Source organism: Kitasatospora sp. Root107 (assembly GCF_001424875.1).
Taxonomy (GTDB): domain Bacteria; phylum Actinomycetota; class Actinomycetes; order Streptomycetales; family Streptomycetaceae; genus Kitasatospora.
The window spans coordinates 160571-177125 of sequence record NZ_LMCT01000017.1 but is presented as its reverse complement, the minus strand read 5'-3'; the positions used below and the strand labels follow the sequence as shown (position 1 = coordinate 177125).

General features: G+C 69.6%; 4 protein-coding genes. 2 read left to right on the top strand and 2 right to left on the bottom strand.

Going from position 1 to position 16555, the window contains the following annotated elements:
- Positions 1 to 169: 169 nt before the first annotated feature.
- Positions 170 to 544, bottom strand: a complete 375-nt coding sequence (locus ASC99_RS17790) for a hypothetical protein (RefSeq protein ID WP_057233085.1) — start codon at positions 542 to 544, stop codon at positions 170 to 172.
- A gap of 240 nt (positions 545 to 784) precedes the next feature.
- Between ASC99_RS17790 and ASC99_RS17785 the strand changes: the two genes are divergently transcribed.
- Both ASC99_RS17785 and ASC99_RS17780 read left to right on the top strand, forming a co-directional pair.
- A complete protein-coding gene (locus ASC99_RS17785; protein WP_057233084.1) occupies positions 785 to 2038 on the top strand; it encodes an SUKH-4 family immunity protein in 1254 nt (417 codons plus the stop codon).
- A gap of 234 nt (positions 2039 to 2272) precedes the next feature.
- Complete coding sequence (locus ASC99_RS17780) at positions 2273 to 3292, top strand: mechanosensitive ion channel family protein (RefSeq protein ID WP_235502523.1); 1020 nt, start codon at positions 2273 to 2275, stop codon at positions 3290 to 3292.
- Positions 3293 to 3304: 12 nt separating this feature from the next.
- Here ASC99_RS17780 and ASC99_RS39735 read toward each other — a convergent pair whose 3' ends face one another.
- Positions 3305 to 16552 (bottom strand): toxin glutamine deamidase domain-containing protein, encoded by a 13248-nt coding sequence (locus tag ASC99_RS39735; RefSeq protein ID WP_057233082.1) that lies wholly within the window; start codon positions 16550 to 16552, stop codon positions 3305 to 3307.
- Between the last annotated feature and the right edge of the window lie 3 nt (positions 16553 to 16555).

The window sequence follows — 16555 nt, the reverse complement described above, 5'->3', positions numbered from 1 at the left end:
TCCAACTTCGCCGACAAATCCTTCACCGCAGCCGAGAAATCCTCACCGACCGCCGCCATGCTCTTCCCCTCAGCCCGAAGACTGACCGGATCCACCACAATCTGCTGCGACATCAACACCCCCGTGTTCCCAGCTCACTGACCATCTCGAGGCCCACCCCGAAAGACCGTCAGGGGCGGTGCCGGTCCAGTTCCCAGTCCTCGGGCTCGTCCGGCCCGTACTCGGCCTCGGTCTCCTCGCGCAGTTTCTCGGCGCGGCCTTCGGAGGCCTCCCGCTCGGCCGGCGACAGGTTCTCCGCGGCCGTACGGATCTGGCCGAGCCGGTCACCGATCGCGCCGAGATAGGTGTCGGACTGGACGACCTCGCGCATTCCGACCCGCCCGGCCAGCACGTCCCGGGCCATCCGCTGGAGCTGGTCGCCGACGGAGTCCGATTCGGCGAGGGTGCGCAGCGCGCGGTGCAGTTCCCTGGCCTGGGACGGGTTGTCGGCCACGTCGAGCAGTTCGTCGTCCGAGATCTCCGGAATCTCCCGGTCTGCAGCCATCTCTCCCCCTGAATCCCGGCTCCCCGCACCGTGGGACCAACTGGGCCCACGGCGAAGAGCATTGCTCATGAGATCATAATGTTTAAGGCTGGGCCTGTCCTCGTTCGGTCTCGACCTTGCAACAGGTAGCCTCACCAAGTCCGGCCGCTGCGCGCCACAGGCAGCATGACAGCGGCCCAGCGCCCGAACGACAGAACCGTGCGGGCAGCACAGCACCCACACAGCACACGAGGAGTCTTCGTGATCACCCAGGAGCACGCGCTCAGCACGGCTGACGCCTGGCTGAACGGCAGCGGCGGCGCGCAGCGCGAGGTCCGCTTCCGGGAGTTCGACCTGGGCTGGGTGGTGTGGGCGGCCCCGGCTCCGCTGGAGCGCGACCCGGTCACCGGGCAGCGGCGTCCCCCGGCCGACCTCGGCGACGCGTGCGGCGTGATCGACCGTCAGAGCGGCGCACTCAGCGTCTGGTCCTCGATCCCGGTGGACGAGGTGATCGAGGCGTACCGCGAGCACAGCCGCCCCGCCACCGGCCCGGGCAACACGCTGACCGCGACCTACCCGCACCCCACAACCGGCGAGGACACGCTCCTCGAGCTCACCTCCGGGCCCGGCCACCCGCCGGTGGAGCACCAGTTGGTGGCCGAGCTGGCCCGCCGCGGCGTACCGGCCACCGCCGTCCGCACCATCCACACCGCGCTGCGCCCCGCCACCCTGCCCGGCGGCTACGGCGCCGCCCTGCTGGAGCAGCACTTCCCCGCCGCCGTGGTGAGCTTCGACCACCCGTACGGCATCACCGCCGAGGAGCGCGCCCAGGGCGTCACGGCCCTCACCGACCAGACCCGGCCCACTGCCAGGCCGAACCGGGTGCCCGCTCCCCAGCCGGCCGAGGTCACCCCCGCCGAACCGGTCCGCGACGTGGCGCTGGGCCGTCAACTCCCGGCTGCCTTCGGCGAGGTGCTCCGCTACGACGCCGACGACCTGGCCGCCAGCGCCCTGCCCGAGGCCACCCGCTCCACCCTCACCTGGGCCGGGCTGCCCACCGAGCTCCCGCTCTTCTTCACCGCCGACCGGGCCGACCGCCCCGACGCCTCGCCGGCCGGCGGCCTCTTCGCCGACCTGCGCACCCACCTGACGGCAGCCGGTTCCCCCGTCGAGGCCCAGACGCTCGACATCCTCGCGGGCTGGACCCGGATCGGCTCGGACGGCCTCTGCGCCATCGCCGTCCAGACCACCGGCGACGAGCCCGGCTCCGTCTGGGCCGTCCACCCCCGCACCGGCAGCGGACGCTACGTCAACAGCTCCGTCTCCACCTTCGTCCGCAGCCTCGCCCTGCTGTCCGCCGAACGCCCGCAGCTCACCGGCCTCGACCCGGTCGCCGCCGCAGCAGCCCTGGCCACCCTCCAGACCGGCCTCGCCGAGATCGACCCGGAGACCTTCCGCAAGGACACCACCTGGTGGTCCGTCGTCATCGAGCAGATGTGGCACGGCCTGCTCTGAGCCCAGCCGTGAGCCGGACGCCACCCCATGGGCGTCCGGCTCAGCCGTCCCATGCGCAGGCGCCTCGGTGTCGTCAAAGCGCGGGGCAGGCGCCGGGCACCGGCCACTTCGCCCCGCATCACCATGGAGTAGACCGGGATCACCGGCCTGCCGCCGGGTCTCCGCGCTGCGGCCCGTTCACCGACATACCGTCACGGTAGGGTGCAAATCGCCCCATCCCACGGAGGTGTGCCCGTGCTCAGGCCGCTCGTCGCGCTGCTCGCCATCGTCCTGGTCACCCTCGCGGTCGGCTGGGTGGCGGACCAGGTGCTGCAACGGCTGGCCGCCAGCCATCCCGAGGCGCCGATCTGGGCGCTGCTGCGCCGCTGCCGGGTCCCGCTCCAACTGGTGGTCTGTACAAGCCTGCTGATCGCTGTCCGGCCGATCGAGCGGCTCTTCGGCCTGGAGGGCGACGACGCCCACCACGTGGTGCTGCTGGTGCTGATCGCCTGCCTCGGCTGGCTGGCCGTACGGATCGTGGCGGCCACCCTGGAGGCGTTCTTCACCCGGTACCAGGCGCTGGCCGACGACCCGGCCCGGGTGCAGCGGGTGCAGACCCAGCTCGGGATGACCCGACGGGTGGTCAGCGCCCTGATCGCCGTCGTCACGGTCGCCGTGATGCTGCTGACCTTCCAGACCATGCGCACCGTCGGCGCCAGCCTGCTCGCCTCGGCGGGCATCATCGGCATCGTGGCCGGCATCGCCGCCCAGAGCGCCCTGGGCAACTTCTTCGCCGGGCTCCAGATCGCCTTCGGCGACACCGTCCGGCTCGGCGACACCGTCCTCGTCGAGGGTCAGCAGGGCACCGTCGAGGAGATCACCCTCTCCTACCTGGTGATCAGGCTCTGGGACTACCGCCGCCTGATCGTCCCGACCTCCTACTTCGTCAGCAAGCCGTTCGAGAACTGGACCCGCAAGGACCCTGGCCTGCTCGGCTCCGTCCTGCTCCACCTCGACCACACCACTCCGGTGGACCAACTCCGCACCGCGCTGGGCGACTTCCTCCCCACCACATCCCACTGGGACGCCCTGGAATGGTCCCTCCAGGTCACCGACACCACCCCCAGCACCATCGTCGTCCGGGCCACCATGACCGCCCGGACCCCGGACGACGTCGCCACCCTCCGCTTCGAGGTACGCGAGCACCTGCTCGCGTACCTCCGCGACCACCACCCCACCGCCCTCCCCCGCATCCGAACGGGGGAGGGCGAGTAACGCACACCGCCGCTACGCGCCCGTCGGACGCTGCGGAATCTGATGGAACTTCAGCGGGGACGTCACGTTCCCCGAGCCCGCTGTATCGCGATCGAAGGCAACGCCCGGCACGCCGAGCGACTCGGAGACACCCGGGACGACCGGCAGACCCGGCGGTGCCTGGTGCTGGCCGACGTGCGCGGCGCCCAGCACCACCACGTACTTGCCGCCGCCGAGCCCCTCCTGGTGTGCCCGGATCGCCTCCACCGCGTAGGCGTTCATCCGCTTGGCACGCTGGTAGTTCTCCGGCACCACGGCACCGGCCGCGGCACCGGGGTGCCCCCCGAGCGCCTGCGGTCGGCGGGCGGGGTAGCCGTCGACCAGCTGGACGCCGACCTGGTTGTCCCGAGCCGCGATAAATGTGTCCAGAACCGAGTTCTCGGTAAGCCTGTAGCGCTCCTCGTACTTGGTGATGTACCCGGCGAGCGGGTCGCCCGGACTGGGGTCGTTGCTGTTCATGAACGCGGTCAGCTCGGCCTGCAACGCGTCGTCCCGGAAGTTCTCCAGGTACACCGTCTGCACGCCGGCGGCGTGCAGCGCGGGCATCTGCCCGTTGAGGAACGACCAGGTCTCCCGGTCGTTGTGGTTCTCACCGAGCACGAGGCCCTCGTACTCGCCCAGCAGACTGACGGCCTGCTCACCGGCTACCTGGCTGCCCGCCAGCACCGCGTCCACCTCCTGCATGTTCAGCAGCGGCAACTGCTCGGTCGCGAGCGTGTCGGCGAAGGTGTCGATTTCGCTCACCCGGCTGTCCTGCGCCGCCCAGTACGCCTGGGTCTCCGGGTTCTGGCGCCCGTACTCCACCAGGAAGTTGCCGTCGGAGAGCATCCAATCCCCGTCGATGGTGGGGTCGCCCTCGCGGCGCGGCGCGTTCTGGATCAGCGCTCGCGCCGCTCTGGCGACCCCGGTGTAGCGGTCGTTCAGCGTGGTCGGGTCGAGCCTGGATGTGAACCGGCCGGTGGCCGGGTCGTAGCTGGCGTCGGGGTTGGCGGGGTCGCTGCCCAGGTGCCAGACACCCGCGACCTGCCTGCCGTGATCCTCCATCGCGGCCACCAGGCCGGCCGTGGCCCTCTCCCGCGCGGCGTTGGCGTCCTGGTGGTCTCCCATCTGGGTCTGCCAGACCCCGTGGGCCGGGGTGCACGGCAAATACGCGGCCCAGGACTTCGACGGCATGGGGGCGACCGGCGGGTAGGTGGCGGTGGTGGAGGGGCCGTCCGGGTTGGTGTGCGCCGCACCCGGTTCTGCGGGGGCGCGGCGGTCGTCGGCCGGGTCGTGGTTCGGGTCGGCGTGGGGAGCCGGGGTGACGGGGTGGCGGTCGGGGGTGAGGGGGATGGCGAAGACACCGTTGTCGCCGTTGTGCAGGGGCTGGTCGCCGCGTGCGCCGGTCTGGCCGTCGATGTAGGTGACCTTGCCGTCGTGGTTGACCGCGTTCCAGGAGTGGGCACGTCCGTCGGCATCGGTGGTGATGATGACGGCCTGGGAGCCGTGCCCGTTCTGACGCAGCGTCTGCTCCAGGCGGTCGAACGCCGCCCTGCCGTCCCCGAGGTCGGAGAACCGAGCACCGAGGGAGTTCTCGATCCGGTCGCGGCCGTCGGCTTCCCCTGCCGATGACGGCGGGGTACGGGGGGCAGCGGCCGTGGGGTGCCCTAGATAGGTGTCGACGACGGAGAGTGCGACGTCGACGCAGTTGTTCGCACGCCCCGGCGCCGTGTGGCCGTCGCCGTTGACGGCGCTGATCCAGTCACCGTCGGCATCCGGGCTCGGGTGTACCTCCGGTGTCCCGTCCACGCGCGGCACCGCACCGTCGATCCGGGCGTGGTCGGCCTCCGTCGGCTGCACCAGCCCGCCCGAGCCGCTCGGCCGGTAGGCCGTGGCGGGGCGGTAGTCCGGAGCGGCGTCATGGGCCGCGGGGTGGGCGGTCACCTCGGTCGTCAGCTGGTCCAGCCACCGGCCTTCGGGGGTGAACCACTTGAGTTGGTCGTCCACCGTGCCCTGGCGGTCGGCGGCCTGCTTCCAGTCGCTGCCGAGGCCGGCCACGACCTGGGCCGACAGCATCGCCTTGGTGTCCTCCACCACGGCGGTCCTGCGCTGCTTCGCCTGTGTGGCGAGGCTCTGGAGATCGGCGAAGGTGGTGGGCACCCGCTGGTTCCCCGGCGTCTGCTGCTGAGCCCCCTCCGGCTGCTGTGGTGGCATCGCCACCGGGTTGGTCCCGGTGAAGGGAACTGTCGAGTCCGAGCCCCCCATGGTGCGCAGCGCGTCGCGCTGGGCCTCCATCTGCTGCCGGAGCAGACCGAGTTGGTCCGCCACCTCCTGCCTCCCCGCCGGGGTCCAGTACGGCTTGGCGAGCAGTTTCGTCGCGGCCCGGTCGAACTCGACCAGTTCCTTCTGAGCCAAGCCCGCATAGATCCGGGCCACCTGCGCGGCCTGGTCGTCCTCGGTCCCCGGGGTGAGCTTCAGCGGACGGGTCCGGACCGTGCTCACCTGCTCCTCGGTCTTGGTCTCCCGGTTCTCCTGGCTGACGATGTGCCAGCCACCGTCGTTGTCCTGCCAGAGGGTGTTGGTCACCTCGAAGGTCTTGGTCCTGTCGCTGTCCCCGGTGTCGGCGCTCTCGTACTCCTCCCAGCCGAACCAGTCCGTGGGGCGCTGGTCACGCCGGAACAGGGCAGCCTTCTCGTTGGCCACGTTGCCGTTCGGCGACTGGTAGTGCCAGGCGGTGAAGTGACCGGGCCGGGCGCTCGGGGTCACGGCGAAGGCGCACCCGTTCATCGTGGGTGTGACGACAAGCTTCGAAGGCCCCGAAGTGCCGTTGCCGGACAGCGGAATGTCGGCGTGCCCGATCTTGCCCAGGTCGATCCGCTGGACCCCGTCCGAGCCGGTCACCGTGGACGGCGCCCCGTACTTGAACGGGACGTACCCGGACTGCAGGTAGTCGGTGTCAGGCCCCGCCGCAGGCATCGGCTTGTTCCCGATCAGGGTCCGGATCTCGCTGTTGGCCTCGGCGTACTTCTCCAGCGCCGGAGTGAGGACATAGGCCGGCTTGCCGTCGGTGCTCCGACTCGGGTCGGGGACCATCGTGAACCAGTGGTTCGTCTGACCGTCGATCAGCTTCTGGAGGGCCGCACGCTCGGACTGGGTGAACACACCCTCGTGGCGCAGGGCCAGCCCGGTGTCGGCATTGGTGAAGACCAGATTCTCCTTGAAGAAGGTCTTCGGGTCGGCTGCGAGCGAGTCCTCGGTCGTCAGCGGCCTCTCCGGCGCATTCGAGTCACCCGTGTCGCCCGGGTCGTCAGCGCCGTTCCCGTCGTCCGATCCGTCCGAGCCGGACGACTCCCCCGGATCGGTACCGGCCGGCTCCAGGGGCGTGTCCGACAGACCCGGGTCACTGGAAGGCCGGTCCGTGACGTCGGGCGCCGAGGTGCTGGGCTTGCGGTCGGGGTCGAGCGGGATGGCGAAGACGCCACCCTCACCGTTGTGCAGCGGCTTGTCGGACCGGCTGCCGGTCTGGGCGTCGATGTACGTGATCTTGCCGTTGTGGTTGACCGCGTTCCAGGCGTGCGAGCGGCCCTCCTGGTCGGAAGTGATGATCACTGCCTGCGAACCGTGGCCGTTCTGACGGAGCTTGTTCTCCAGCCGGTTGAAGGCGGCGGGGCCGTCGCCGAAGTCCGAGAACTTGGCGCCCAGGGAGTTCTCGATCCGGTCGCGACCGTTCCGCTCGCCCAGGCTGGACGGGCGGTCGGCGGAGTCGAGGTCGGAGGTACGGGAGGCAGCGGCCGTCGGGTGGCCGGAGTAGGTGTCGACGGTGGCGAGGGCCACGTCGACGCAGTTGTTGTTACGGCCGGGAGTACGCGGGCCGTCGCCGTTGATGCTCGCGTGCCAGTTGCCGCTGTTCGGGTCCGGATGCACCTGCGGACGGCCGTCCGGGGCGTGCGGGACCGCGTTGTTGATCCGCTGGTTGTCGAGATCCGACGGATCGTCAAGACCACCGGGGCTGCCCTGCGGCCGGTGCGCGCTGGCAGAGTGGTACGGCTCGGTCTCCGTGTGCCCCTCCTGGGGACGGCTCGGAACCACGTCCGACTCGGCGGCCGGCCGCGCCCCCTTCCCTGCACCGGAGTCGATGCCCGTGTCGGGCGAGCCCGACGAGCTGGGGGCCACCCGGCCGAAGGCCGGCGGCGCCTGACCCGGTGTGTCGGACCCGCGGACCGGCGGCACCTGCCCCTGTACCGGTACCGCATCCGCGGTCGGCGCGGCCGGCGCCGGCTCGATGTCCAGGCGCAGGTGGTAGTTGGTGCCGTCCTTGATCACCATCACCTGCGAGATGGCGAGCTGCCCGTCCCGCATGCTGTTGAACTGCTTGACGATGTTGTTGGTCGACTTGCCGTTGTCGGTCTTCAGCACCTCGGCGAAGACCGCGTCGCCCTTGTGTCCGACGAGGGTTGTCGGCAGCTTGGCCTCGACCTCCGGGAGGGCGTCCGCCTGGACGATCTGCTCCAGCTTCTTGCCCTTGATCGCCTCGGAGAGCGTCTTGCCCTCGCCCATCTCAGCGATCACGGAGGGCGTCAGGACGTTGTCCCGGCCGCTGGTGTCCACCGCCTGCTGGACGACCGGCCCGTGGACCAGCAGATCGAGCGTGGCCTTGGCGGGACCGCCCGAGATGTTCTGACGGTAGATCGAGTCCGGCATCCCGGTCGGACCGTTCTCGTGCAGCTCCGTGAGTGCGGTCTCCGCATCCGTACGGTTGCCCGACTCGGCGGCCTGCCACTGCGTCAGAAACGCCTCACTCGCGAAGTACGGGGCCTCCGGCCCCGCCTCGTGAATGACGTTCCCGTCTCCGTCGAGGACCGCCTTGCCGTCGTAGCGGTAGGTCTCCATCGCCACCGCGAACGATTTGCCGTCCTTGCAGCCGAAGGCCGTGGCGAACCGCCCACCCGCGATCGGCCGGCCCGCCGCCGCGTTCTCGGTCGACTTCGCGTAGTCCGTCGACTCCTGCTCCACCCCGAAGATGGTGGCGCCCGAGAACGTCTTGGTCGGGTCGACCTTCAGGGCCGGCAGGTTCTGTTCTTTGACGGTGTAGAGCTCCGCATCACCCATGTTGGCGAAGTAGTCCGCCATCCGCTCCGTCGGCAGAACGTCCTTCAGCGCCCTCGGTGCGGGAGCGGGTGCCTCGGCGTCCGCGGTGTCCGGCTGCTCCGACCCCTCCTGGTCCGGCGTGGCGGGGGAAGAGTCCTGGTCCTGCCCGCCGGCGTGCCCGGGGGTCTCGTCCGGACGCCGCGCCTGACCGTCGACCCGGGTGTCGCCCGAAGGGTGGACGATGTCGAACTTCAGGTGGAAGTTGCCGTTGGCGTCCTTCTTGACCTCGACGCTGCCGATGTCGACCCGCTGATCACCCGTCAGGCCGTTCAGCTCGTTGAAGGTGGCCACGGCGTTCTTGGTGGTCTTGCCGTTGGCCGTCTTCAGGACGTCACCGAACTTGTCGTCGTCCCGCGTGAACCTGCCCTCACCGATCTCCGCGAGTGCGACCTTGGCCTCGGGGTTGGAGATGTTCTGGCGGTAGACCTGGTCCGGGAAGCTCGTCGGTGGCTCGGCCTCGATCCGGTCCGTGTTCTTCATGTTCTTGCGAACTGCGGGAAGGGCGAAGTCTGCGTCCAGCGCCATGGAGAGCTGGCACATGAAGGCGTCGCTCGCCGTGATGCCCTGCGCGACCTTCTCCCGCCGGAGGAACTCCTCGACGTCCTTGACGTCCATGTCCCCGAGGGAGTCGTTGTCGACGGACTCGTGGCCCGCCGCCTCGGCGACGGCCTGCTCGATCGCCGTCTCCACCTCGCTCTCCGGGGCGGGATTCACCGGGTCGGCCAGCTTCGCCTTCTCTGTGGCGATCTTCCCCTCGAGCTCGAGGAGCTTCGGCGAAATCGGGTACCGGTAGTTCTCCTGCATGATCGAGATGAGCCGCCCGTCGGCCGTCACCCCGTAGGAGTTCGTGTAGTTGGACCCGATCCCCTTCTTGGGCGGATTCGGCTCATCGGGCCTCTTCGGGTCGTCCTCCTGCTTGGGGTAGGTCGCGTGGGAGATCTCGACGCGCTTGGGAAGGCTCTGGTCGAAGTCGCTCGCCCCGGCCGGGTCGAAGGCGGCGATCGCCGAACTCTTCTTGGGCTTGGACACGCCGTTGTCCCGGATGCCGTCGTGATGCGACATGTAGTCGGTGAAGAGCCCGAAGCGCTCCGGAGCCGGCTTGATGTCCGGACGTGCCCTCCCGGAGGGAGCCACCGGCGTCTGCCCCGAGTCCTGCTGGGTGTCGGGGCCGGGCCCGGTGGTGTCCGCGGCCGACCGGTCCGCGGTGCTGCCGGGGGAGTTGGTGTCGGTGTCGGGCGAGCCGAACGATCCGCCGGCGACCGGCTGGACCTCGAAGCGGAGGCTGAGGTTGCCGCTCTTGTCACGCCCCACCGTGATGGCGGTGATCTCGGCGCGGTGATCCGGCTTCATCAAGTTGAAGTCGTTGACGATGGCGGAGGTGGTCTTGCCGTTGACGGTCTTGCCCAGGATCTCCTGGAAGCCCGACTGGTCCGGCGTCATCCTGACCAGGAGCGGCCTGTCCCGCTCCTGGCTCTGATGGGGGTTCACGTCGGTCCAGGCTGCGCGGTCCGCCGCCCGCTGGTCCACCCACTGCTTCCACTGCTGCAGCTTCTCGCGGTCCCCCGGGGTGCTCTGGTCGAGTCGGTCCTGCCACTCCTGCCCCCACTCGACGCCCTGCTCCTTCTGCCGGTTGAGCCACCCCTCCCGCTCACCCTTTCTCGTGAACGGGGACGCCGGCTCCGGTGAGACGTGCCCGCCTCCGGCGAGGGCGTCCTGCAGGGCGGTCTTCGCGAGGAAGCCCGAAACGTTCTGCCGGTAGATGTTCTCCGGCAGGCTGTCGGGGATCTCCAACGCCGACGGGTTGGCCAGCCGGCCTTCGATGTCCACGTCCGTCCGGCCGCCGGGGTGCACGGCCGCCCACTGGGTGAAGAAGCCGTCGCTGGCGAAGTAGGCCTTGCCGCTGGCCCGGTCCTCCTTGGTCGTCTCCGCCTTGTAGTTCTCCATCATCAGCGCGGAGCCGCGCCCGTCCGCGTCGAACCCGTAGGCGTTGGTGAACTGCGCACCCTTCTCCGGTGCGCCGTCGGCGGTGTTGCCCGCCTTCTCCTCGTAGTCGCTGGTCTTCTGCTCGATCTGGTGGAACTTGAGGGGCGGGGTCCCGCCGTCCTGGAGGAACCCGTTCACCAGGGGCGACTTCTTGAAGGTGCTGTGCTCGAACTCCCCGCCGTCCATGAGTCCGGCGAGGGTGGCCACCCGGCCCTTCACCTCGGCCTGGACCTGCTCCGGGGTCTTGGAGTCGTTCGCGCCGAAGTGCTCCCGGAAGTTCTGATCGGGCGTCATCCCCGGCAGGGTCTGCTCCCTGCCGTCGACGGCAGAGGCCCACACCTTCCAGTCACCCGCACGCCGGTCCGGAAGGGCACCGGGCTCGGCGGGCCAGGACGTCTTCTTGCTCGTGTCGACCCAGTGCGGCCCGCCCGGCTTCCCGCCCTGCGGCGGCAGGTTCACCAAGGCGAGGGCGTGGCCCTCCGCACCCTCCTTGCCCACCATGACGGTCGCGAAGGAGCCGGGCCCGCCCTGCTGCACCTTGGCGATCAGGTCGTCGACGGCGGGCTGCCCCTTGCCGAAGAGGTGCGGCACGTCATGACGCTTGTTCAGCACCGAGGCCACACCCAACTCCGCCTCACCCGTGAAGGTCTGGCCGGAGGGACGGGGACGGCCGAAGTGGGTGTCGCGGTACGCCTCGACCCCTTCGAGGCAGTTGTGCAGATCACTGCCCGGCTTGAAGCCCGGCGGCGGCGTCACCGGCACCTTGTGCGGGTCCACCAGGTCGAGCAGTTCCTTGGTCGGCTCCGGGAACTTCGTACCCTTCGTGTGGTTCGCCAGAGCGTCGTACTGATCGTCACTGGCCGGCAGGTACCCCCGGTCGGTCAGCACGCCATCGCTGTTCTCGTACGCCGGGGTGCGCCGCCACTTGTCCGGCGTCTCGTCCGGCTCCTCGTCCCGGCCACGCTTTCGATCCGAACCGTTCCCGTGCCCCGGCGCCGGCTGGTGCGGTGGGGTCGCCGGGGCCGACGGAGTCGCCGGCCCCTTCGGGAGGGAGCCGTCAGGCACCGTCGTGGGCGTCGTCCGCCCGAAAGCCAACGGCACCTGCTCCGGAGAACCGAAACCACCGACCGGCGGCACCTGTCCCTGGGCGGGCTGGGCGTTGGCCGGCGGCGCAACGGGCGCCTCCTGCTGGACGTCGAGCCGAAGGTGGAAGCTGCCGTTCGCCTCCCGGATCACGAGCACCTGGCTGATCTCCAGGCGCTCGCCCTCCTGGCGGCCGGAGACGTCGTTGAACTGGTCGACGATCTGCTGGGTGCTCGAGCCGTTCTGAGTCTCCGTCAGGAGACGGGCGGCCTGCTCCGGGGTCGCGACGCGGTTGTAGGGCCCCGCGTCCGCTCCCATGATCGAGACCAGGGCGACCTTGGCAGCCGTACCCGAGATGTTCTGCCGGTAGATCGAATCCGGCAGGCCGGTCGGCACCGCTACGGGCTGGTTCTTGCCCAACTGCTTTTCGATCTTGTTCGGCTTGATCCCTTCCGGACCGTTCTCGGCCGCCAAGGTCTCCACGGCCTGCCACTGTGTCAGGAAGACGTCACTTGCGAAGTAGGGCACACCCGGCCTGATGCGAACACCGTTCGCGTCCTTCTCCCCGTTGTAGCGGTAACTCTCGACCGCGATCGCGAAGCTCCGTCCGTCTTCGGTGTAACCGAACGCGGTCTTGAACTTCGCCCCGGCCACCGGCGCCTCGCTCTCGGGCCGGTCCGGGTGCACCTTGTAGCCGTCAGAGGTCATCTCCACGTCGAACATGGCGGTGACGGCGTGCTCGTCCAGTGACTGGTCGGCCTTGAGCGCGAAGACGTTCTCCGGCTTCTTGACCACCATCGCGTCGATCGAGTCGACCTTGCCGAGGTAGCCGGTCATCCGGGCGTGGGAGGCATCCCCGGTGGCGCTCCGGTCCGGCGACCCGAAGGACGAGACCTGGTCGGACGTGGCAGACCTGGGCGTGCTGCCGCCCTCGGTCGGGGCCGGCGCAGGGGCTGTCTTGTCGACGTCGAACCGCAGCTGGTAGTTGCCCTTGTCGTCCTGGAGCACCACCACCTGCTTGATGGCGTTCTGCTGCTGCCGCATCCCGTTGAACTGGTCGACGATGCGCTTGGTGGAGTCGCCGTTGTCGGTGGCGAGGATCTTCGTGTAGCCGTCGCTGCCGGCCGGGAAGGTCCGCGGCGGCGTGGCGCCGTTCAGTGCCTCCCCGATCAGCGCCTTCGCCTGGTCACCGGAGACGTTCTGACGGTAGATCGAATCCGGCAGGCTGCTCGGACCGTCACTGCTCGGCCTGCCCAGGCCGTCCTTGATCGAGGTTCGGTCCCCCGAGACCCCTGCCAGTTCGACGGCCTGCCACTGGGCCAGGAAAGCGTCGGTCGCCCGGTACGGCGGCTTGTCCGCACCGTTGGCCCGGTAGTTCTCGATCGCCACCGCGAAGGTCGAGCCGTCCGACTTGAACCCGAAGGCGTTGTAGAACTTCCCCCCCGCCACGGGCCGACCGGCCGAAGCACTGCCTTCCGCCGCCTTCTTGTAGTCGTGCGACTGGTGATCGACCCCGAAGACCTTGGTGATGTGCGGTCCCCCCGTCCCCGCGTCGAGCGTGACCGCGGGCATCCTGCTGGGGTCGACCGTGCCGATCTCGACCGTGGCCCGATCCTTCTTCGGACGGGACTGGCTCATCAGCTCGTCGAACTGCTGCATCCGCAGCGGCGCACCGGGGTCCGCGTTCCTCGGCAGGACCGGGGGCAACTGCGTGTCCGCCGGAGCGGGAATCACGGACGACTCCGTGCCCTCGGGCGCAGGCGAGCCGAACGAGCCCCTGGCCGTGGGAGCGGGAGGCTCCGTAGCGCCTCCGTCCTTGGGAGCAGACGGGTCCGGCGCGCTCCGGTCCTTCGGTGCGGACGAGTCCGGGAGGTTCCCGTCCTCCGGGGCGGGCGCGGACCGGGAGGTGTCGCCGCCCTGATCCCCCGTCAGCGGCTGCTTCGAGTTCTCGACGTCGAACCGCATGTGGTAGTTGGTGCCGTCCAGCGTCACCACCACGTTCTTGATGGCAGCGACCGACTTGCGGTCGCTGCCGTCGGCGGTCGCCTGGTCGGCACTCATCCGGTTGAACTGGTCGACGATGCTCTTGGTCGACCCACCGTTGACCGTGCTCAGAACCCCGGCGAATCCGGCGGAGTCGATCGGGATCTCGATGCGCTGCCCGACCGCCCCCTTGACCTCGGCGAGGTACTCCGGCTTGACGAAGACGTCGAGGTCCTTGCCCTTGACCACGTCGACCGGAGTCTTCACACCCTTCGCGCCGTTGTCCTTCGGCTTGCCCACCTCGTCCGACGCCTCGGACGTCAGCACGTCCTCGACCTTCAGACCGTGGCGGCCGGCCACCGTCTCGACAGCGTGCATGTTCATCACACCGCCGAGCGTCTTCTTCGCCTCGTCACCCGAGATGTTCTGCCGGAAGACGTGCTGCGGGAACGCATCGGGGAACTTGGTCTCCGAGTCGTGGAATCCGGACTCGACGTTGTCCGCGAACCTGCTGTTCTTCTTGGCGCCGCTCACCGCCTGCCACTGCGCCAGGAACGCGTCACTGGCGAAATAGCGCGGCGCAGGCCACACCTTCTCGAAGTCCTCGTCCTTCGTCTTGCCGTCGTGGCGGTAGCTCTCCATCGCCACAGCGAAGGTCTTTCCGTCCACCTCGCCGAAGGCGGTCTGGAAATGGCTGCCCCGCACCGGCCGACTGGCCGAAGCCACCTGCCCCGTCGGCATTTTGAAGTCGCCGGACACCTGGTCGACATCCACCACGAAGGTCGCGGCCGCAAGGTCGAAATCCGGATCCACATTGACTGCGGGAAGGGTACCGGTCAGACGGTTGGGCCTGATGGAGAGGACGTCGTTCGTCCCGTCGATCACCTTCGTGTCCTTGCCGTCCTCGACCTCCACCCCCTTGACGTCGTTCTGGAAGTTCGTGATCCGGTCCTTGGCAGGGACCTTGGCAAGCGGCGGCAGCGACGCGTCGGGCGCCGGAGCCGGAGCCGGTTGGGTGATCGACCCCTCGTCCGTGGCCGGGGCCTGCTGCTGGGGCCTGGCAGTGAACGTGCTGTTGCCGACGTTGGTGGGCGGTGCGACCACCGGCGCCTCGGATCGCGGAACCGTGGACGTCGGCGGTGGCGTGGTCGGACGAGACGCCGATGCTCCGGCGTTGTTCCCTGCGCCCTGGGGGACGGCGCCCGGTGCGACGGTCTGCGCCGGTGCGTCCGGGGTGACCTGAGGAGGCGTGAACTCTGCGGTGGGGCTGGGTGCGTAGCCCGGGGTCGACGGTGCGGTCCGCGTTCCGACGGATCCCATACCGGCGACCCGGGTGCCCGCCGGCTGGTCGTGCTGGTCGGTGTCCGGAGCCTGACGCTGGTGCGGCACATCGGCGGGCGGGCCGTCGGAAGTGGGCGCTGCCCGGGGCGTGGGCGTCGGGTCCGGGGTGCTGTCCGGGGTGCGCTGGGTCGGCGGCTCGTACGGGGCGAGCTGGGGGGAAGGCTCGCCTCGGGTGGTGGCCGGGCCCTGGTACGGGGCGGTGTCGGGAGTCGGAGTACTGGCGTCCCGGTTGGCGGAGAAGGTCCGCGGGGTGTCCTCGGAGTAGTTCTGACGGATGTTGTGCCCGTCGCTCCCGACGTCGGACAAGTTGGACTGGTTGGACTGGTTGCCCCAGTCGCTGTTCGTGTCGGGGTTGGTGCCCTCGGGGTAGTTCTGACGGATGTGGTGACCGTCGCTGCCGATATCGGACAGGTTGGACTGGTTGCCCGAGTCGCTGTTCGTGTCGGGGTTGGTGCCCTCGGGGTAGTTCTGACGGATGTGATGGCCGTCGCTGCCGACGTCCGACAGGTTCGGCTGGCTGTCCGGGGTGGTGTTCCCGTGGGTGTCGGGCTTGCTCGAACTGCCGGAGTCGGTGGAGCCGTTCGAGCCAGAGGGGTTGGACGAGCTGCTGTTGCCCGTGGTCCCGTTGCCGGAAGAACTGTTCCCGGACGTGCCGCTTCCTGGCGTGCCACTGTCCGAGGTACCGCCACCCGAAGTGTCGCTGCCGGAGGCGCTGTTGCCGGTACCGCCGGTGGTACTGGAACCCGAGGAGTTGGAGCCGCCCGAGCCCGGGATGTCGGTGCCGCCCGCGAAGTCGGAGGCGTCCGGGATGTCGGAGGAGTTGAACTTGCCCTTGACGGCGGAGGCGCCGCGCATGATGGCCGGGCTGCCCGCACCGCTGAGGGCGGAACCGCCCAGGCCGGAGCCGTCCACCTCACCCGTGAGGGCGAGTTGGGTGACCACATCGGCGCCGACATCGGTCAGGGCGCCCTCGACCATCTGGGCCGGGAGGGTGTCCATCTTTTTGCCGATCAGCTTGCCGCCGGCCGCGCCGAGGCCCTTGCCGATCAGGCCGCCCGCCGCACCGCCGATCGCGCCGCCGGCCGCGCTCATGCCGAGCTCCTTGCCGTCCAGCTCCTTGCGGTTGCCCGCCGCGAGCTGGATGCTCTGGGCCAGCAGGTTGATGGCGACCTCCTGGAAGGCCTCCTTCAACGCGTACTCGATGATCTCCTTCGCCAGCTTCTTCAGGATCATCTGGACCGTCGTCTTACTGACGGCGATCGAAGCCGGGATGGTGGCCAGCGAAGCACCCGCCGTGACCGGAGCAGCAGCCTCCGCAGTGGCGATCTCGAAGGCCAGGATGCCGAGTTGGGCCACGATCGAGATCTTGGCGGTCTCGGTGGAGTTGGCCATCGCCTCCAGGCTGTCGGCCATCGCGTTGCAGGACTTCACCATCCCGGGGAAGAATCCGGGCTTTTCGCCGTCGACCGGCAGGACGAGCTTGCCCCACTCCTTCTCCAACCCCTCGGCGGCGGCGCCCTGCTGACCGTCCAGCGCACGCCGCACCGCCGAGTCGGCGGCCCGGCCGGCCTCGTCCAGAGTCTCGGCAGCGGCCCGCCAACGGCGACCCATGTCCCGCATCAGGTCCTCTTCGCCCTCGGGCCACCGCGTACCGGCGAGCAGGAGCAGGACCCACTGGAGGGGCTCGGGGAGTTCGACAGCCATGGT